The sequence below is a fragment of the Pseudovibrio sp. Ad26 genome, from assembly GCF_001623285.1.
Lineage (GTDB): Bacteria > Pseudomonadota > Alphaproteobacteria > Rhizobiales > Stappiaceae > Pseudovibrio > Pseudovibrio ascidiaceicola.
The window spans coordinates 127,297-145,372 of the sequence record NZ_LMCE01000049.1; the positions used below are offsets into that span (position 1 = coordinate 127,297).

At 51.8% G+C, this 18,076-nt stretch carries 19 protein-coding genes; 5 read left to right on the forward strand and 14 right to left on the reverse strand.

Annotation, left to right across the window (positions count from 1 at the left end):
- Positions 1–66 precede the first annotated feature (66 nt).
- Entirely contained in the window at positions 67–1,356 is a 1,290-nt protein-coding gene (locus PsAD26_RS09535; RefSeq protein ID WP_063310202.1) for a DJ-1/PfpI family protein, read from the reverse strand.
- 92 nt (positions 1,357–1,448) lie between these two features.
- On the opposite strand from PsAD26_RS09535, the gene PsAD26_RS09540 reads away from it, so the two are divergent.
- Entirely contained in the window at positions 1,449–1,997 is a 549-nt protein-coding gene (locus tag PsAD26_RS09540) for a TetR/AcrR family transcriptional regulator (protein ID WP_208985605.1), read from the forward strand.
- 169 nt (positions 1,998–2,166) lie between these two features.
- Here PsAD26_RS09540 and PsAD26_RS09545 read toward each other — a convergent pair whose 3' ends face one another.
- The 6 genes from PsAD26_RS09545 to PsAD26_RS09570 form a co-directional block, all read right to left on the reverse strand.
- Positions 2,167–2,844, reverse strand: coding sequence for a type 1 glutamine amidotransferase domain-containing protein (locus tag PsAD26_RS09545; protein WP_063310204.1), 678 nt, complete (start codon positions 2,842–2,844; stop codon positions 2,167–2,169).
- A gap of 90 nt (positions 2,845–2,934) precedes the next feature.
- Positions 2,935–3,966, reverse strand: a complete 1,032-nt coding sequence (locus PsAD26_RS09550) for an NADP-dependent oxidoreductase (RefSeq protein ID WP_063293039.1) — start codon at positions 3,964–3,966, stop codon at positions 2,935–2,937.
- A gap of 47 nt (positions 3,967–4,013) precedes the next feature.
- Positions 4,014–4,427 carry an Ohr family peroxiredoxin gene (locus PsAD26_RS09555; protein WP_082596691.1) on the reverse strand — a complete coding sequence of 138 codons (414 nt, stop codon included), beginning with the start codon at positions 4,425–4,427 and terminating at the stop codon, positions 4,014–4,016.
- A 61-nt stretch (positions 4,428–4,488) separates the two neighbouring features.
- Positions 4,489–5,082, reverse strand: a complete 594-nt coding sequence (locus PsAD26_RS09560; RefSeq protein WP_057462421.1) for a TetR/AcrR family transcriptional regulator — start codon at positions 5,080–5,082, stop codon at positions 4,489–4,491.
- Positions 5,083–5,230: 148 nt separating this feature from the next.
- A complete protein-coding gene (locus PsAD26_RS09565; protein ID WP_063310205.1) occupies positions 5,231–5,839 on the reverse strand; it encodes a TetR/AcrR family transcriptional regulator in 609 nt (202 codons plus the stop codon).
- Positions 5,840–6,036: 197 nt separating this feature from the next.
- Positions 6,037–6,663, reverse strand: coding sequence for a class I SAM-dependent methyltransferase (locus tag PsAD26_RS09570; protein WP_063310206.1), 627 nt, complete (start codon positions 6,661–6,663; stop codon positions 6,037–6,039).
- A gap of 269 nt (positions 6,664–6,932) precedes the next feature.
- On the opposite strand from PsAD26_RS09570, the gene PsAD26_RS09575 reads away from it, so the two are divergent.
- From PsAD26_RS09575 to PsAD26_RS09585, 3 genes are all read left to right on the forward strand, one after another.
- On the forward strand, positions 6,933–7,856 hold the full coding sequence (locus PsAD26_RS09575; RefSeq protein WP_084403627.1) for an alpha/beta hydrolase: 924 nt from the start codon (positions 6,933–6,935) through the stop codon (positions 7,854–7,856).
- Between the two features lie 12 nt (positions 7,857–7,868).
- Positions 7,869–8,798: a nuclear transport factor 2 family protein gene (locus tag PsAD26_RS09580; RefSeq protein WP_063310207.1), complete on the forward strand. Its 930-nt coding sequence runs from the start codon at positions 7,869–7,871 to the stop codon at positions 8,796–8,798.
- Positions 8,799–8,868: 70 nt separating this feature from the next.
- A complete protein-coding gene (locus PsAD26_RS09585) occupies positions 8,869–9,528 on the forward strand; it encodes an SDR family NAD(P)-dependent oxidoreductase (protein ID WP_057462417.1) in 660 nt (219 codons plus the stop codon).
- A 127-nt stretch (positions 9,529–9,655) separates the two neighbouring features.
- Here PsAD26_RS09585 and PsAD26_RS09590 read toward each other — a convergent pair whose 3' ends face one another.
- Entirely contained in the window at positions 9,656–10,651 is a 996-nt protein-coding gene (locus PsAD26_RS09590; protein ID WP_057462416.1) for a UDP-glucuronic acid decarboxylase family protein, read from the reverse strand.
- Positions 10,652–10,941: 290 nt separating this feature from the next.
- Between PsAD26_RS09590 and PsAD26_RS09595 the strand changes: the two genes are divergently transcribed.
- The gene (locus PsAD26_RS09595; protein WP_063293032.1) at positions 10,942–12,138 is read left to right on the forward strand and encodes a benzoate/H(+) symporter BenE family transporter; all 1,197 of its coding nucleotides are present in this window, start codon (positions 10,942–10,944) and stop codon (positions 12,136–12,138) included.
- A 2-nt stretch (positions 12,139–12,140) separates the two neighbouring features.
- Here PsAD26_RS09595 and PsAD26_RS09600 read toward each other — a convergent pair whose 3' ends face one another.
- The 6 genes from PsAD26_RS09600 to PsAD26_RS09625 all read right to left on the reverse strand — a co-directional run bounded on the left by PsAD26_RS09600 (position 12,141) and on the right by PsAD26_RS09625 (position 17,996).
- Entirely contained in the window at positions 12,141–12,548 is a 408-nt protein-coding gene (locus PsAD26_RS09600; protein ID WP_057463857.1) for a GFA family protein, read from the reverse strand.
- Positions 12,549–12,679: 131 nt separating this feature from the next.
- Positions 12,680–13,540 carry an ATP-binding cassette domain-containing protein gene (locus tag PsAD26_RS09605; protein WP_063310208.1) on the reverse strand — a complete coding sequence of 287 codons (861 nt, stop codon included), beginning with the start codon at positions 13,538–13,540 and terminating at the stop codon, positions 12,680–12,682.
- A 2-nt stretch (positions 13,541–13,542) separates the two neighbouring features.
- The gene (locus PsAD26_RS09610; RefSeq protein ID WP_063293031.1) at positions 13,543–14,397 is read right to left on the reverse strand and encodes an ATP-binding cassette domain-containing protein; all 855 of its coding nucleotides are present in this window, start codon (positions 14,395–14,397) and stop codon (positions 13,543–13,545) included.
- Positions 14,398–14,408: 11 nt separating this feature from the next.
- Entirely contained in the window at positions 14,409–15,338 is a 930-nt protein-coding gene (locus PsAD26_RS09615) for an ABC transporter permease subunit (RefSeq protein WP_193757828.1), read from the reverse strand.
- Positions 15,339–15,349: 11 nt separating this feature from the next.
- Positions 15,350–16,273 (reverse strand): oligopeptide ABC transporter permease OppB, encoded by a 924-nt coding sequence (gene oppB, locus PsAD26_RS09620; protein ID WP_057463860.1) that lies wholly within the window; start codon positions 16,271–16,273, stop codon positions 15,350–15,352.
- A 94-nt stretch (positions 16,274–16,367) separates the two neighbouring features.
- Positions 16,368–17,996: a peptide ABC transporter substrate-binding protein gene (locus PsAD26_RS09625; protein WP_063310209.1), complete on the reverse strand. Its 1,629-nt coding sequence runs from the start codon at positions 17,994–17,996 to the stop codon at positions 16,368–16,370.
- Between the last annotated feature and the right edge of the window lie 80 nt (positions 17,997–18,076).

The following is an 18,076-nucleotide window of genomic DNA, read 5'->3' on the forward strand; positions in this document are numbered from 1 at the left end:
GCTTGCTTCCTTTGAGGGGGATCGTCAGAAGCTGATCAATTGTTTTTGTTGGTTACAGGCTTCGGCTCAAGCTTGTGCGGCGACGTATCTCGCCCCTTTGCGGCCAGCGCTCAGGTAAATTGGTAAGGAGGGGGCGAAGAGGTATTTGCCGATGAAGCTCATGAGCTTACTCGCTTTTTCTGGAGAGCCGACACCGAAAACTGGGTGAGGCGCATATTCCAGCACGTTTTGCTCAATGTGGTGAGCAACGTCTATGCCATAAGTATCGCGGATGGCAGTCAACGCGACTTCGTAAGAGCCCACTGCAGGGCCTGCGCTGTAGAATTTGCCGTCAATAGCAACTTCGGTGCCGCTGGATTTTGCGCCAAGTTTATCCAGCAGCGGGGTGTGCTGATAATTTGAAGTAGCTGTTCTGCCTTGCAAAATGCCTGCTGCAGCATACACCAGTGTGCCTGCGCAAACGGAGATCATGCCTTTCGTTGCAGGCTCCTGACTTCTGATAAAATCAAGCAATGCCTTGTCTTTCAGAAGTTGCGGCAGAGTTGCGCCGATTACCAGAAAATCAACCTGAGGACATTCAGCAAAGTTCGTTGACGGCACCACCTTTGGCCCCAAAATGCATTGGACTGGCGTTGTGTCGTGAGAGGCCACATGAAGTGTTGAGTTGGGGAATGCACTCAACACTTCCACCGCGCCCATATAGTCTGGCAGATAACAACCGGAAGGTAGGGCTATAGCTATGGATGGGGCTTTGTAAGCAGATAAGTCCACTGGTGCTTTGGCCGCATGGTTACTGAACTGAGGATGTGGATCGTATTCCATTGTCAGCTCTGCAAACTTGGCGAACCATGTGCCGCTCAGTTTTTCCAGCACCATGAAGGCCGCTTCAATCATGCCTGTGGAGTGACCTGCGGTGTAAAACTTGCCATCCACCACGGCCTTACGCTCAAACACAGGTCGTACGCCGTAGTCCGTCAAACGTTTGGTGCCTGCATCGTCAGCTGTTGCGGCTTTACCGTGCAATATATCCGTTTTGGCAAGGGCTATGACGCCGCCGCTGGCCGCCAGAACGTAGGATACCAGCGCACATTGTTCTGTCAGAAATGCATGAAGGGCTGGATCATCCTGCGTTGATTGCGGCAAGTCTGGAATAACCAGCACATCTAGCGCAGGACAATCGTGAAACGTGGCATCCGGCAAAAGTGTCAAGCCGTGCTGTCCGGTGACAGGCCTTTTGGTAGCAGAGACGATGGTACTCCGATTGAGCGGATTGGTCCCAATGACCCCCTGTATCTCGCCAAGTTCGGATTCGTTGAACCCTGGCAAGGCAACATAGCCGATACGATAGCGTTTCATGGGTACTCTCCTTTTCCTTCAACCGACGGGCCGACTAAAGAATCTGCTCATTCAATTTTGACAAGTTATATAAAAAATGTAAAAAGAGTCAAATGGCATCGATGATCAACTACAAGCCCGTGGTCGAGCTGCTCAGCCACTACGGCCTTCAAAAAACAACCATGAGTGATCTGGCAGAGGCTGTCGGGGTCACACGGCAGACGCTGTACAATCGCTTCAAGACGAAAGATCATGTGCGTGACTGGGCATTGCTGGAGTTTATGTCCGAGGTGAATGACACAGCTCTCGCCGTGTTGGACAACGCACCTCCCGATGCTGCGCTGGACTCTATTCTGGAGGCGTTCGAGCGGTGGGGTGGTGATCATGTATCGATGGTCTGCCAGTCGCCTCATGGTGCTGACATATTGGAGGGCGGTTTGCAGCTGGTCGCATCCAGAGCAGAAACACCCATCGACCGTTTTGAAAACAGCTTAGAAAAATTCATCGAAAACAGACAGCTCTCGCCTTCTCCTGCAAAGACGACCATGGTCCTCGTGCTGGCTGCCAAAGGGGTCTTTGTTACCTCTGCAAATGCGAAGGATTATTCGGAAAAGATGGAGGCGGTGGTCAAAGCTCTGCTGGGTGCCAGGCAGGCTGCGTAAGAGCGGCTTAATTTACCTTGCAACGCACGCAAAACGTAAAGAACGCAAACGAACGCACAAAGGAACGCAAACTGAACTGGCGGGACTTATGCCCGTCATGGAGCGGACAATAAAAAACCGGCACAGAGCATAACTCCGCACCGGTTTTAAAAACGAGGTGTGTCTGGTGTTAGCCCAAACGCGCCAGAATTGCTTTTGCTGCAGCTTCAGAGGAAGCCGGGTTCTGGCCGGAAATCAGGTTGCCATCTTCCAGAATGAAAGAGCCCCAGTCAGCGCCCTTCTCATAGATTGCGCCTTTTTCCTGCAAGGCATCTTCCACCAGCAACGGCACAACATCGGTCAGCTGCACAGCGTCTTCTTCTGTGTTGGAGAAGCCGGTGACCTTCTTGCCGTTGACCAGCGCAGAGCCATCTGCAGCCTTGGCGTTGACCAGTGCGGCAGAGGCATGACAGACAACACCGACAGGTTTGCCAGCGGAATACAGCTGCTCGATCAGAGAGATAGAGGCTGTGTTGTCTACCAGATCCCACAGCGGACCATGGCCACCCGGGTAAAAGACAGCATCAAATGCATCAGCAGAAACACCGTCTAGTTTCACGGTGTTGGCCAAAGCATCATTTGCGGCTGTATCGGCCTTAAAGCGGTCTGTTGCGGCAGTCTGGAAGTCCGGCAGGTCGCTTTTCGGGTCCAGCGGAGGCTGGCCGCCAGCAGGAGAGGCCAGAGTGATTGTCGCGCCAGCGTCTTTGAAGACGTAGTAAGGGGCCGCGAACTCTTCCAGCCAGAAGCCGGTCTTTTCGCCTGTGTTGCCCAGCTCGTCGTGGGATGTGAGGACCATAAGCACGTTCATTGTGATCTACCTTTCAGCAGGCATAGGGGGAGTAGCCACCAGTGCCGTGGCACTGGTGTTCGTGTTGTTTTTGTTCTTCTCGTTTAGAGATCAGTCGCCGATTTTTACGACGAGTTTGCCGAAGTTCTTACCTTCCAGGAGGCCCATGAAAGCTTCCGGCGCATTTTCCAAACCGTCTACCATTTGCTCGCGGTACTTCACTTTACCCTCTGCAATCCACTGCTGCATATCCGCTGCGAATTTAGGGTAAAGATTTGGGAAACTGTCAAAGATGATGAAGCCCTGCATGCGGATTTTCTTCACCAGCAAAGTGCCCATCAACAGGCCCATACGATCCGGACCATCCGGCAGGCTTGTTGCGTTGTATTGAGAGATCAATCCACACAGCGGAATACGGGCATTTGCGTTGAGAAGCGGCAAAACCGCATCAAACACAGCACCGCCAACGTTCTCAAAATAAACGTCAATTCCGTCCGGACAAGCGGCTTTCAGGTCCTGCGCGAAGGTTGGAGAGTTGCGGTCAAGACAGACGTCAAAACCAAGGTTATCAACGGCGTGCTTGCACTTTTCCGCGCCGCCCGCGATGCCAACAACGCGGCAGCCTTTGATCTTGCCGATCTGGCCAACGGTTGCGCCAACTGGGCCGGAAGCTGCTGCAACAGCAATGGTTTCACCCGGTTTCGGCTCGCCAATTTCCAACAGGCCAGCGTAAGCCGTAAAGCCCGGCATGCCCATAATACCCAGTGCCCAGGATGGCATTGCTGGCTCTTTGCCAAGGTTGAAAACCATCTCGCCATTGGAAATTGAGTAGTCTTGCCAACCACCCAGGCTCACCACCCAGTCGCCTTCGCTGAAGTTCTTCAGGTTGGATTTCACCACGACAGAAACAGTTCCGCCGACCATAGCATCGCCAATTTCAACCGGGTCTGCATAGGATTTGGCATCGCTCATACGACCGCGCATATACGGGTCCAGAGACAGATAAACCGTACGCAGCAGCATCTCGCCTTCACCCGGTGTCGGGATAGCGGCTTCCTCAAGACGGAAGTTTTTGGATGTTGGAGCCCCGACAGGGCGTTCCGCCAGCACAATCTGGCGGTTCACTTCGGTATTCTGCGGCATTTCAGGTTCCTCAATTAATGTCAGTAATGCTTTGTTATTATTAGATTTTATGAATTCAGCTTGGTGTAAACGCGCAGGTCAACATTGCCACAAATCGCGTTGGAGTACGGGCAAAGCGTGTGTGCTGTCTGGATCACGTCATCGGCTTGCTCACGGGTCAAACCGGAGAATTCCAGATGCAGGTCAATGTCCAGCACATATCCACCCTCTGCTTTCTCGATAACATTGCCTTCTGCACGCACCTCAATGGAGTTCAACGGGTATTCCTTGTGTCCGGAAACCATTTTTAGCGAATGCTCAAAGCAAGAAGCATAACCCACTGCGAAGAGTTCTTCCGGTGTAATGCCAGGGCCTTCAACTCCTGGAGGGGTCACTCGAATTTTAGCAGCTTCGTCGCTCAACGTCGGTTTGGCGGAGCGTCCGTTTTCTGCTGTAGTGTCAGTGTCATAGAAGACTTTCATATCTTCACCTTAGATTTTGGACTGGCGTCTGATGGACTAGGGTTCATACGGGTTGATGGCGTTATGCAGCAGGCAGCATTATTTCTGTGACCTCCAGTGCTTTCTGGAGTGGTTTCTTATCTCGTGTAACTTTTCCGATGAGGCTGGCGCCGAGCCACATCTGGTAGAGCACCTGAGCGGCCATTCTGGCTTCTAACTTGGGTGCCATAGAACCGTCTTTGATGCCGGCTTCTATGATGTCGCCTAAACGTTTCTCTACTCTGGTGGTCATCTGGGCCAACAGCTCTCTCATATCTTCAGAAATGTCTGCTATTTCCGCGCTCAGCTTTACGATCAGACAGTGCTTTGATGCATCCTCGGAGTGCTGATAGTTCTCCCAAAGGTGCCAGTACTGGAACAGCTTTTCACGCATGCTCAGAGCCTCTGTCGCAAGCAGGGCATCCAAACTTCTCATATATTCATCTAGGTATTGTTGGACGAGTACGCAACCAAAGTGCTCTTTGGACTCGAAGTAATGATAGAATGAGCCTTTAGGAACGCCGGCGGTTTTTAACAGTACGCTCAGGCCCATGCTGGAAAAACCCTGCTCTGCTATCAACTTACGCCCGGTTTCCAAGATGTGTAGTCTTGTGGCTTCGCTTTTCTTCATCTTCATAAGGTGTGTTTTAATTAAAAATAGACCGGTCGTCTAGCCCACTTCGGAATATCCCTTATGACGTCTATTCACAAGGACTTCAATGCGGGTAATTCCCTGAGTGGACCAGCGGGGATTGTTGATGATTGGGGTGAAGGCCGGGGCTGAGTTATGCCCGCAGACCCTCTTCCATGATCGCCCATGAATTGTCGAAGCGCTGTTCGAAGTCTGTCGATTCTTCAAGACGGGAAATGATCAAAGTCCCTTCGACGAGAGCGATTATAGCTTCCACCACGTCGTGCTCGTCTTTCTCTTTGATGTTACCCTGCTCTATGCCTTCCTTGACCAGATCGGAAAGCCGGGCTTTGATCTGCCCGAAGAAGCGGCGCAGAACCACCTTGGCCACGTTGTGGCGATAGAACTCAAACCAGATCGCGGTGATCACCCTGTGGGTCCGCAGGAAAATCAGCGCTGTTTTGCAGATGAAGTAGATCTGCTGCAGCTGCGTTTCCTCGGCCTTGTCATGGTCATCCAACTGAATGCGCAGGGCATCTTCATAGGTGGTGATGTATTCAGCAAGTACCTGATCTTTTGTAGGAAAGACCTGTGTTACGTCCTTAACCTTCAGGCCAGCGTTAGCGGCAATATCAGCGTAAGTGGTCTCAAAGTAACCAAACTTCTCAAAGCAGGTTATAGCGGCTTCGAGAATGGATGATTTGGAAGCAGGTACAAGGAAGTCCTCTGAATATTCGGAGTGGGACCTGTCTGTATCACTCATAATTCGCCTCTTTCCCAAATCGTCGCCTGCTACACACTCAACTCTGCAAGCAGTCTGATTAGAAACACATGATGGGACAACATTTTGCCAAGATGATGGTAAATCGCCATCTATGATTTCTGATAAATATAGATCGCTTGCTGAATTCCGCCGTTCTAATAGGGGCTTACAGGGTTCTCAAGTCGGTCTTTTACATATTACGCAACGCGCTTGAACACGCTTGTCTGGAAATTCTGCTGGTTTTTCTTTGGCGTAATGTGAGTATGCGTTTGTGCATCCGTCAACGCAAAGACACCCGGCGCAAGCGCCTGAAGTTTCGCGGCAAGAGTGCGCGAAGAGTACCGCTGCACAGGAAGACCGGAGCATTTCTCTGGACCATCCTCAGCAAAGCTGGAGATGATTGCAGTGCCACCAACGGGAACAGCCTTAACTAACACGTTTACATAGGCTTTTTGGTCTTCAACCTCCGTGAGGAAGTGGAAGACAGCCCGGTCATGCCAGACCTGGTAGGTCTTGTCCGGTGTCCATTTGGTGATGTCTGCGTTGATCCACTCTACATCATCAGCAACACCGCCGAGACGCTCTTTGCCTGCTTCCAATACGACAGATGAGATGTCGAGTACAGCAAGCGGGCCGTATCCAGCAGCATGTAAAATGCTTATCAGCTTGGAGGCGCCCCCACCCACATCAATGAAGGTTTGGCCTAGATTGAGATGCTGGGTCACGAGTTGATAAGACAGTGTTGGCTGGGTTTCAAACCAGGTCAGGTATTCTTCTTCGCGGGCATCATAAACCGCATTCCAGTGCGCGACTTTCTCGTTCATCTCAGGCCTCGTTTATGCAACACGGCTTATATGGGAGTAGCCGGCTAAGAAAGCAATATATAATTTAGATAATTCTAAACTACAATCAATGGATTGCGCGAATGACCCAACGTCCGGCTTTGGTCTGCTAGGAGTTTAAGCGATTTTGCAGTGTTCGTGCAGCTACGTTTTTACGATGCAGACAAGCCCATGTTGCCTGTTAAAGGCCTGTTCTGGTCTTTGGTTGATCCTAGTCTTCAACAGTTGCGCAAAGAACCAAGGATCAGCCAATGCCTGAGAGGAAGAAGCTGGGTAATAATCTGGACAAGGTTGAAGTACGGCCCGTGGAGTTTGAGTGTCACGGTGAAGTCTTGCATGGAGATCTCTACCTCCCGAAGAAAAGACCTCCCCACGGCAAGCTTCCTGGAGTTGTGGTCACCGGAGCGTGGACTTCAGTAAAAGAGCAGATGGCAGGCCTCTATGCCTCTGAGCTTGCCATGCGCGGCTTTGTAGCGCTGGCTTTTGATTTTCGTGGCTGGGGCCTTTCTGCGCATGATGGCAAAACCAAGTACTTGGAAGACCCTACCCGCAAAACCGATGATATCCGCGCCGCTATTGATTTCATGGGACGATGCCCGGATGTGGATCCGGACAGGATTTGCGGATTGGGGATTTGTGCCTCAGCAGGGTACATGAGCGCTGCAACAGGTGGAAACCGGCACGTCCACTCACTGGCACTTGTCGCTCCCTGGCTTCATAATTCGGAAATTATCTCAGAGGTTTACGGCGGTGTGGAAGGCGTCAGCAGCTTGATGAAGGTGGGTCGCGATGCGCTGACCCATGAAGAGCCGCGCTACATTGTAGCCGCGAGTAAAGTTGATGACACCGCACTGATGTTTGACGTGGAGTATTACACCGAGGAAGACCGCGGTTTGATCCCGGAGTTTGACAACAAGTTCAATCTGGCTTCGTGGGAAGCGTGGCTAACGTTTGATGGTGTGCACACGGCGGACAAGCAAAATCAACCAACCCTGATTGTACACAGTGAGGCTGCCGCGATCCCCAAAGGTGCGAAGGAGTATGCGCGGCGTATGGGTGACCGGGCGACCACGTTGTGGTTTGAGGATGTCCGCCAGTTTGACTTTTATGACAAGACCCAACCCATTGACCGGGCTTTGGAAGCTGTCGCTGAACACTTCCTTTCCACGCTATAAGCAGGATCTTTGATGAGCGACCCGTCCGACCTTGAAACAGCAAAAGACACCGCCGCCATAATCACCGTGCTGGAAGGCGTTGTGAACTGTTTTGATCGGGGGGATTATGAGAGCCTTGGCCTGCTTTATAGCGACCACGTGGAGATGGATTACAGCTCGCTGCTTGGTGGCACAGCGCATAAGAAGACACGGGAACAACAGTTGATGGACTGGGCAGAGCTGCTGCCGGGGTTCGACCTGATGCGTCATTCTCTCAATGATTTCAATATCCGCATCGAGGAAGGCATTGCCAACGCCTCGTGCTCGGTTGCGGGGCAGTTGTATGTTGGTGACAAGGTTTGGGAGGTCGAGGGCCTCTATCAGTTCCGCCTGCATAAGCGCAGCAATCACTGGCGTATCTTCAAGCATAGTTTTGTGCTGAAGAGTGAGAATGGCAATGGTGATATACTGGAGACAGCCAAGAGCAGAGCCAAGGCCCATCCACCTGCTTTCCTGAAACGACGCAAGGCGCAAGCTGCTGTCGTTAAGTTCCTCAAGGCTTTGGAAAATAAGGATATGGAGGCGCTTGCCGATGTCTGGTCGGAAAAGGCAGTGCAAGATATGCCCTACTCGCCTGATGGCTTTCCGGATGTGGTGGAAGGCAAGGCGAACCTGATCAAGCACTACAGCGCATGGCCGGAAAATGCCGGAGAAGCGGATTTCACCTCCAACCTGAAATTCTACCCGATGATATCGCCTGAATGGGTCTTTGCGGAGTTTACGGGGGAGGTCGAGATTCTGACCACAGGACGGGAATACAACCAGATTTATGGCGGCTTGTTCCACGTGCCTCATGGTAAAATTCAGTATTATCGCGAGTACTTTAACCCAGAGCCCTTCCGCTTTGCCTACGACTTGGATGAGGGAAGAGACCCGGATCACTTTCTCATTGGCGAGCCTTGATGATAATATAAAAATGAATTACTTATTTAATTGCAAGTGAATGTTGGTGTGAACTGAACAGAGGTGCCAGATGGCCAGACGTGCGTTGATTACCGGTGGTAACAGAGGCATTGGGTATGCCATCGCAAAAGGACTGAAAAAAGAAGGCCTTGACGTCATTATCGGCTCGCGCAATGCAGAAGCAGGCGCGGAAGCTGCCAAGCAGCTTGACTGCGGGCATGTGCATCTGGATGTCGCGGACTTGCGCTCCATCGAACAGGCCTTTGATGATATTGGGATTATTGATGTTCTGGTGAACAACGCAGGTGTTCTCTATGAAGAGCCGATGCTGGAAAACCCTGCACAGTTTGAGCAGAGCATGCAAGTGATGGTGCATGGTCCGTATCACCTGATCCGACGTGCAGCTCCAGCTATGATTGACAGGCAATACGGGCGCATTGTGAACATGAGCTCCAACTGGGGGTCTTTCACTGAAGGGCTAGCTGGCCCCGGCGCTTATGGCGTGGCCAAAGCAGCGCTCAATGCCCTAACCCTTGCGCTTTCTCGCGAACTGCCGTCTTGCGTGAAGATCAACTCCATGTGCCCAGGATGGGTCGCAACCCGAATGGGCGGTGAAACTGCACCACGAACACCAGAGCAAGGTGCCGAAACCGGAATATGGCTCGCTACACTGCCAGAAGCTGGACCAAACGGCGGTTTCTTCAGCGACCATCACCCGATGGGGTGGTAGAAAACTGCATTTGCTACAGCGTATCTCCGAAAAGTGGAAACCGGTTTTCGGATAAAGATACGCAAAAACAAAGACTAAAGCAGTTCAGGTGTTTCAACTTAAATGCGAACTGCTTTAAAGAGCTACCCTACTCCGCAGGCATAAGCTTCTTCGCCTCTGTCTCTCCTTGCTTGGACATAAGCTGTTCAAAGTATTGGATTGTTTTGACCAGACCCTCGCGCAACTCTGTGGTTGGGCGCCAGCCCAGATAATCCCGGGCGCGGGTGATGTCAGGTTTGCGCTGGAGCGGATCATCCTGAGGTAGAGGCTCCCTGATGATCCGGGACTTGGACCCGGTTAGCTCCAGCACAAGCTCTGCGAGTTGCTTGATGGTGAATTCCTTGGGGTTGCCGATGTTGACCGGCATGGAAATGTGGTCCGGCGCATTCATCAGTTTGATCATCCCGTCCACCAAATCATCCCGGTAACAAAAAGACCGCGTTTGCATGCCATCGCCATACAGAGTGATCGGCTTGTTCGTCAGCGCTTGCATGATGAAGTTGGAAACTACACGCCCATCATTGGGGTGCATGCGCGGGCCATAGGTGTTGAAAATCCGCATGACCCTGATGTTGATGTTGTTCTGGCGGTAGTAGTCGTAAAACAGCGTCTCTGCGCAGCGTTTTCCCTCATCATAACAAGAGCGTACGCCAATGGGGTTGACGTTGCCCCAATACTCCTCCGGCTGCGGGTGAACCTTCGGATCACCGTAGATTTCAGAGGTGGAGGCCTGCAGGATCTTGGCTTTAACCCGCTTTGCCAGCCCCAGCATGTTGATGGCACCGAGCACGCTGGTCTTGGTGGTCTGCACAGGGTCAAACTGATAGTGAACGGGAGAAGCCGGACAGGCGAGATTGTAGATTTCATCCACCTCAACAAACAGCGGCTGGCACACATCGTGTCGTAACAGCTCAAACCGTTTGTGATCCAGCAAATGTTCCACATTCATGCGGGTGCCGGTGAAGAAGTTATCGAGGCACAGCACTTCATGCCCTGCCTCCAAAAGGGTCTCACTGAGATAGGAGCCCAGAAAGCCTGAACCTCCTGTCACAAGAATTCTGCGCCGATCATCAAGTGAGAACATGAGGCCAATCCGCAATACCGCCAAAGATTGGAAAAGCCTATCAGGCTGCCTTCGGACGTAAATATTGAAAAACCTCTCCCGATAATTGGGTCCTGATAAATTATAGTATTTTCAATGGGATGATGCCCTACACGTGTTTGTTGAGCAAAATTCAAATAAATGTGCTGGTTGAAGGCTTGCTCACAGCACCATGGCTGTTAGCATTACCAGTAGATCTCCTCACGCCTCGCGCGGCTTCTCTGTTCCCCAAATTTGAGAGGTTCACGCCAACAGCTTGTTGCAGGGCCCTAATGTCTTCCTCCCTTTCAGCTAGTGCGACCAGCGCTGGTATTCTTTCTGCTTTTGTTGGGTTCGCCAGTTCATTTGCCATTGTGTTGCATGGATTGAGCGGGGTTGGCGCAAGTGCAGAACAAGCAACCTCTGGCCTTATGGCACTTGCCATCGCCATGGGGATTTGCGGTATCGGCTTCAGCTTGTGGAAGCGTGTGCCCATTTCCGTCGCCTGGTCCACACCCAGTGCCGCGTTGTTGGCGACCTCCGGTCTTCCAGAGGGCGGATTTGCAGCCGCTGTCGGTGCCTTTGTGTTTGCTGGGTTGCTTGTGGTCATAACTGGGCTTTGGAAGCCTCTGGGCCGCATTGTTGGCCTGATCCCGGTTACTCTGGCCCAAGCCATGCTGGCAGGCGTCATCCTGCCACTGTGTCTTGTACCCTTTGAAGCGGTGGCCGAGATCCCTGCCCTCGCTTTGCCTGTTGTGCTGGCATGGTTTGTTGCGGGGCAGATTAACAAGTTACTGGCCGTTCCAGCTGCTTTGTTGGCCTTCCTTGTTGTGCTTTATTTCCATGCAGATACCTCAAGCCTTACCTCGCTGAAGCTGGTGCAAGCTCCCGTGTTTGTCATACCGGAGTTCTCACTCTCTGCTTTGATTGGGATTGGCATACCGATCTATATCGTCACAATGGCGTCCCAGAATATTCCGGGTGTCTCGATCCTTCGTTCCTTTGGGTATCAGCCCGTTCCCGGGCCGCTTTTCAGCTGGACAGGTGTTGGTTCCGTCCTCAGTGCACCATTTGGCGGGCACGGGATCAGCCTTGCTGCCATCACTGCTGCCATATGTGCCAATGAGGATGCTCACAAAGACCCTGCAAAGCGGTATTGGGCCGCAGTGATTGCGGGAGTTGTCTATATCATCTTCGGCATCTTCTCTGCCGGGTTTGTCGGTGTGGTTGAACTGGCACCGCGCATTTTGATTGGCGGTGTTGCCGGACTGGCGTTGATTGGAACACTCACCGTCTCGGTTCAGAGCATGCTGAAAGACGCGCCAAGTCGTGAGCCTGCCATTCTGACCTTCCTGATCACTGCGTCCGGTCTGTCCTTCTTTGGCATTGGGGCAGCATTCTGGGGGCTTCTGGTCGGTATGGGGCTTAAGTTCTGGATGGACTGGAAGCAGAAGGGCTCGCCGAGTGAACAGGTTACAGACAAAGCCTAGGACTACTCAGGGAACTTATCAAACTTCGTGACGTCTTCCAGATGATCATCCCAATTTGCCTTGCTGGCCATGAAGATGTGCGCGGTCGGCTGGGTATCGACAGGTGTGTCCAGTGACCCGGCAGGCACAACGAGGAAGTTGTTTTCGCGATCATGTGTGGGCACTGGAGAGCCGCATTCTTCGCAAAAGCTTCTGCGGTGCTGGGTGGACGGCACATTGTAGGACTTTATGGAATCCTCTCCACTGGTACAGGCGAAATCTGCATCAAAGGAAAAGAGATTGGAGCCGTGAACGGAGCCGGTTCCTTTGCGGCAATAGCTGCAGTGGCAGAAATAGAACTTCTTAAAGGTGGCCTGAATCTGAAATTGAACGGTCCCGCACAGGCAGGAGCCTTTATGAGTTTCGCGCATAATGATGGCCTTGAAGGGCAGATATAACTGGTTGGAGCGGCAATGTGGCAGCGTCGGTCTTCAAATGCAAAACATAAAAAAACGGCGGAGCATTTGCCCCGCCGTCTGTTGTATCCAGGATACAAATTCTTTTAGGCTTTTGCCTCCAACGCACGCCGTTCCGCGATGCGCTTGCGTTCCGCAATAGGATCAGGGATCGGCACCGCATTGATCAGCTCTTTGGTGTAAGGGCTCTGCGGATTGTGGATCACGTCATGGGCTTCGCCGATCTCAGCGATGTCACCAAACTCAAGAACCATGATGCGGTTACTGATGTGCTTCACCACGCTCAGATCGTGCGCAATGAACAGCAGAGACAGACCAAGCTCTTTCTGCAGGTCCATCAGCAAGTTCACCACCTGTGCCTGAACAGATACGTCAAGCGCGGAAACAGGTTCGTCGCAGATGATCAGCTTAGGATTGGTGATCAGCGCACGCGCAATACCGATACGCTGACACTGTCCGCCAGAGAACTCGTGCGGATAGCGGTTGATCATCCGCGCGGACAGACCAACTTTTTCCATGAGTTCACGCACTTGCTTCTTTACTTCATCCTTAGATGTGCTCGGATGATGCGTTTTCAGCGGTTCCGCGATGATCTGACCAGCGGTCAGGCGCGGGTTAAGCGATGCGAGAGGATCCTGAAAGATCATCTGGATTTCCTTACGGATCCCCAGAAGGTCTTTCTCGTTCATCTTCATCAGGTCGCGGCCCTGCCAGAACACTTCGCCGCCCTGAGATGGGATCATGCGAATGATCGCACGGGCAAGGGTGGACTTACCACAGCCGGATTCACCAACGATGCCGAGGGTTTCCCCTTCTGCCAGATCAAAGGATACACCTTTGACCGCCCGCAGAATTTCCGGCTGATGCCAAGGCAAAGCATTTTGCTTTTTGATCTTGAATTCCACCCGCATGTCGCGAACGGATAAGATTGGCTCTTTCGTGCTCAAAATCAGCCCTCCGCCATTTGGGTTTCAAAGCTGCGATCCAGCGTAACCAGACGTTCTTCGTCCTGATCCAGACGTGGAACAGCGCTCAGCAGACCTTGCGTGTATGGATGGCTCGGCTTGCCGAAGATATCGACAGTAGAGCCCTGCTCCATCACTTCACCTTTGTACATCACCATGGTGCGCTCACAGGAGCCAGCCACGATGCCGAGGTTATGGGTGATGAGAACAATCGCCATGTGAAACTCTTCCTGAAGTTCCACCAGCAGATCCATGATACGTGCCTGAACGGTCACATCCAGTGCGGTTGTTGGCTCATCTGCGATCAGCAGTTTTGGACGACACAGCAAAGACATTGCGATCATCACACGCTGACGCATGCCGCCGGAGAACTCATGTGGGTAAAGATGAATGCGGTTTTTTGCATTCGGGATCTTCACCGCTTCGAGCATCCGCACACATTCAGCAATCGCATCTTTCTTCTTCATGCGCTTGCCGTCTGGCGAGTTGTAAATGAGCGTCTCAGCCATCTGGTCCGAGATGCGCAAATACGGGTTCAGGGAGGTCATCGGGTCCTGAAAGATCATCGCGATCTCATTGGAGCGAAGCTTGTTCATTCCCTCATGAGAAAGTCCGATGATCTCCTGACCCTGATACTTAATCGATCCGGAAACCTGCGCATTATGAGGCAGGAGCCCCATAGTTGCGAAGGCCGTCTGGCTTTTACCAGAGCCGGATTCACCCACGATCGCGAGGGTCTCACCCTTGTCGATTTGCAGGTTTACGTTTCTTACGGCTTCTACCACTCCGTCCGGAGTGTTGTAGGTGATCCGTAGATTTTGGATATCCAAGAGTGCCACGATTTCACCTCCTACCGGTCTTTAGGGTCAAGCGCATCGCGCAGACCGTCGCCGATAAAGAAAAAGCTGAACAGAGTGATGATGAAGAAGAACATTGGGAATGCCAGCTGCCACAACGTGCCATACTGCATTGTTCCAGCGCCTTCAGCAATCAACGCACCCCAGCTGGTGTTAGGCTCCTGAACACCCAGACCAAGGAATGAAATAAAGCTCTCGGTCAGGATCATCTGCGGGACCAGAAGGGTTGAGTACACGACCACAACACCCAGAAGGTTCGGCACGATGTGACGAAGGATGATCGTAATCGGCTTTACGCCAGTCGCGATTGCAGCCTCAACAAACTCTTTGTTCTTCAGCGTCAGCGTCTGTCCACGTGCGATACGAGACATATCGAGCCAGGAGATCAAACCGATACCCACGAAGAGCATGAAGATTGAACGCCCGAACACCACCAGCAGCAGGATCAGAACAAACATGTAAGGAATGGACTGCAAAATATCGACGATACGCATCATCACGTTGTCGACTTTACCGCCAGAATAACCAGCGATCGCGCCGTACAATGTGCCAACGATAACAGCGATCAAGGCGCCGACGATGCCGACCATTAGCGAGATCTGAGTTCCCTGAATGACACGAGCGAACAGATCCCGACCAAGTTCATCGGCCCCAAAATAGTGACCGTTCTCGAGGTTTGGTGCGCCGAGCTCTGCGATCTGACCCAGAATACCCCAATCGATCTCTTCGTTGGACCAAACTGCGATCATGTGACCGAGGGTTGAGAACAGGAATACACCGCACAAAAGGATCAGGCTGACTACTGCAGCCTTGTTTTTGAAAAAGCGGCGACGGGCATCTGCGAACAGAGAACGCCCTACGACTTCTTCTTGAGCAGCCAGATTGTCTGCCAACTGCTCCATTTTTTGAACATCTACCATCATGTGCTCAGCCCTCAGTATCTAATCTTCGGGTCGACCCATGCGTACAGGATGTCGACAATGAGATTGAAGAGAATGGTGAGACCACCGATGAGGATCGTGATGCCCATCATCACAGCGTAATCTCGGTTGAGTGCTGAGTTCACATAGAACTGGCCGATACCACCGGTCGAGAAGTACATGTCAATGATAACGGAACCTGTGATCATGGAGACGAATGCAGGGCCGAGATAAGACATGACTGGCAGCAAAGCAGGCTTAAGCGCGTGCTTGAAGATGATAACTCTATACGGCAGGCCTTTAGCCATGGCTGTGCGGATAAAGTTGGTATGCAACACTTCCAGCATGGAGGATCGCGTCAAACGCGCAACGGATGCCATGTAGCTGGTAGAAAGTGCGATCACCGGCAAGATCAGGTGGTTCCACTGCCCGTCGTTCCAGCCGCCACCAGGCAACCAGCCCAGCCACAAAGTGAACACCAGAACAAGGATTGGTGCCATAACAAAGTTAGGCAGCACCTGCGCACCGATAGAAACACCAACGGCAAAGTAATCAAGCCAGCTGTTCTGTTTGAGCGCTGCTGCGATACCTAGCGCGCCTCCAACAATGACTGCGACTGCAAACGACAGGAAGCCGTAGGTCAGTGTGACTGGAAAACCGTGTGCGATGATGTCATTTACGCTTCGGTCCTTGTACTTAAAGGACGGGCCGAAGTCGAATTCTGTAATGATTCCACCAATATAGTTGACGATTTGAACATATATTGGATTATTCAGGCCATACTTGGCCTCAATGTTGGCAAGAACCGCAGGAGGGAGCGGACGCTCGGATGTGAATGGGCCACCGGGTGCCGCATGCATGAGCAAGAATGAGATTATTATGAGCAGCAGCAATGTAGGAATTGCGATAGCCACTCTTCGTAGGATGTAGCTGAGCATTGTTATTAGTGTCTCGTATGAAGAACGGGTGATTCAGCAACAAAAAGATGCAAAAACACCGGCGTCTGGGACACCGGTGCTCTTGATTGCTGGATTACTTCGCAACCTTGTAGAGGTTTTTCGCGTACCAGTTCTGCTCAGCGTTTTTGATTGGCCAGTTTTTCAACTGTGCGTTCATCATGTAAACGCCTGTGTAATGATAGATCGGAATGACTGGCATTTCTGCAGACATGATCTCTTCAATACGTGTGTAGTTTGGCTGAGGGTTTGCAGATACTTTTGCATCAGACAGCAGCTCATCAACTTCAGTATTGTTGAACTTGCCATCATTATAACCGGATTCTGAATCCATCAGGTCAAGGAAGGTGGATGCTTCGTTGTAGTCACCACACCAAGCGCCACGAGCAAGTTCAAAGTTCTGGTTGCCGCGCTCGTTCAGGAACGTCTTCCATTCCATATTGTTCAAGTTAACTTTAACGCCAAGCTTCTGCTTCCACATCTGGGTCATCGCAATAGCGACTTTCTTGTGGGCTTCAGAAGTGTTGTAAACGAGGTCAAACTCAAGCGGGTTGTCTTTGGTGAACCCAGCAGCTTCAAGCAATTCTTTCGCTTTTGCATCGCGCTCTTGCTGGGACCAACCAGCAAAGTCTACTTTCGGAACTTCGAAGCCAGCGGTTACAGCAGGAGTGAAGGTGTAAGCTTGGAACTGGCCGCCTTGAAGAACAGCATCGGTGATGACGCGGCGATCGAGTGCATATGCCAGCGCTTTACGAACGCGAACATCTTTGAACTCTTCTGGACCAGAGTCAGACAGGTTGAAAGTGTAGTAATAAGAGCAAAGGCGTGGGAATACGATGGCCTGATCTGGATGCTCTTTCTTCAAGCGTGGAAACTGACCTGCTGGTACTTCTGTGCGGTCGGTTTCGCCAGCAAGGTAACGAGTCAGAGCAATGTTTTCATCGTTGATTACAAGGGTTTCAACCTTGTCGATGATTGTGCTCTCGTTGTCCCAGTAGTTGGTATTACGCTCCATAATAGCAGTTTCCTGCGGAACGTGCTTCACCAGCTTATAAGCGCCGTTAGAGACGATGTTCTCTGGCTTTGTCCACGCTGCACCGTGTGCCTCGATCGCCCAAGCTGGAGTTGGGAAAGTACTGGAGTGCGTAGTCATAGCTGCGAAGTAAGGCAGTGGCTTCGTCAGCTTTACTTCCAGAGTATGATCGTTGATGGCTTTGATGCCGAGTTCTTCAGGCTTCATGTCGCCTTTAACGATCGCGTCTGCATTCTCAACGGACATCAACTCAGCATACCACTGGTATGGAGATGCGAGTTCCGGGCTAGCCAAACGGCGCCATGCATATACGAAGTCACCTGCTGTTACAGGCTTGCCATCAGACCACTTCGCATTGTCGCGAAGCTTGAATGTGTAAGTCAGGTTGTCGTCAGAAACAGTGTGGCTCAGAGCAACACCTGGTACCAGGTTGCCAAGGTTGTCCTGGCTGTAAAGACCTTCAAACAAGTTACGTGAGATCTCGGAGCCGGATACGTCTTCGTTGACCTGTGGGTCAAAAGAAGAGTGCTCGTCGAGAATACGGTATGTGAAAGTCTGGTCGTCAGCGAGTTTCTCGCCTGTTTCTGGATGAACACCCGCAGCAAATGCAGAGGTAGATAGCAATGCGGTGCCGACTACGCTCGCCAAAAGAGCGCTTTTGCTGAATTTCATCTAGGAATCTCCTCACTACATCGGTCGCCTGTTCCCCAACAACGCCGACTTGAATACATTTCTCAATAGGATCTAGAGTT

Excerpts from the sequence above, each read along its gene's own strand:
- PsAD26_RS09535 (WP_063310202.1), bottom strand. The coding sequence starts at position 1,356 with ATGAAACGCTATCGTATCGGCTATGTTGCCTTGCCAGGGTTCAACGAA.
- PsAD26_RS09540 (WP_208985605.1), top strand. The coding sequence starts at position 1,449 with ATGGCATCGATGATCAACTACAAGCCCGTGGTCGAGCTGCTCAGCCAC.
- PsAD26_RS09545 (WP_063310204.1), bottom strand. The coding sequence starts at position 2,844 with ATGAACGTGCTTATGGTCCTCACATCCCACGACGAGCTGGGCAACACA.
- PsAD26_RS09550 (WP_063293039.1), bottom strand. The coding sequence starts at position 3,966 with ATGCCGCAGAATACCGAAGTGAACCGCCAGATTGTGCTGGCGGAACGC.
- PsAD26_RS09555 (WP_082596691.1), bottom strand. The coding sequence starts at position 4,427 with ATGAAAGTCTTCTATGACACTGACACTACAGCAGAAAACGGACGCTCC.
- PsAD26_RS09560 (WP_057462421.1), bottom strand. The coding sequence starts at position 5,082 with ATGAAGATGAAGAAAAGCGAAGCCACAAGACTACACATCTTGGAAACC.
- PsAD26_RS09565 (WP_063310205.1), bottom strand. The coding sequence starts at position 5,839 with ATGAGTGATACAGACAGGTCCCACTCCGAATATTCAGAGGACTTCCTT.
- PsAD26_RS09570 (WP_063310206.1), bottom strand. The coding sequence starts at position 6,663 with ATGAACGAGAAAGTCGCGCACTGGAATGCGGTTTATGATGCCCGCGAA.
- PsAD26_RS09575 (WP_084403627.1), top strand. The coding sequence starts at position 6,933 with ATGCCTGAGAGGAAGAAGCTGGGTAATAATCTGGACAAGGTTGAAGTA.
- PsAD26_RS09580 (WP_063310207.1), top strand. The coding sequence starts at position 7,869 with ATGAGCGACCCGTCCGACCTTGAAACAGCAAAAGACACCGCCGCCATA.
- PsAD26_RS09585 (WP_057462417.1), top strand. The coding sequence starts at position 8,869 with ATGGCCAGACGTGCGTTGATTACCGGTGGTAACAGAGGCATTGGGTAT.
- PsAD26_RS09590 (WP_057462416.1), bottom strand. The coding sequence starts at position 10,651 with ATGTTCTCACTTGATGATCGGCGCAGAATTCTTGTGACAGGAGGTTCA.
- PsAD26_RS09595 (WP_063293032.1), top strand. The coding sequence starts at position 10,942 with ATGTCTTCCTCCCTTTCAGCTAGTGCGACCAGCGCTGGTATTCTTTCT.
- PsAD26_RS09600 (WP_057463857.1), bottom strand. The coding sequence starts at position 12,548 with ATGCGCGAAACTCATAAAGGCTCCTGCCTGTGCGGGACCGTTCAATTT.
- PsAD26_RS09615 (WP_193757828.1), bottom strand. The coding sequence starts at position 15,338 with ATGATGGTAGATGTTCAAAAAATGGAGCAGTTGGCAGACAATCTGGCT.
- oppB (WP_057463860.1), bottom strand. The coding sequence starts at position 16,273 with ATGCTCAGCTACATCCTACGAAGAGTGGCTATCGCAATTCCTACATTG.
- PsAD26_RS09625 (WP_063310209.1), bottom strand. The coding sequence starts at position 17,996 with ATGAAATTCAGCAAAAGCGCTCTTTTGGCGAGCGTAGTCGGCACCGCA.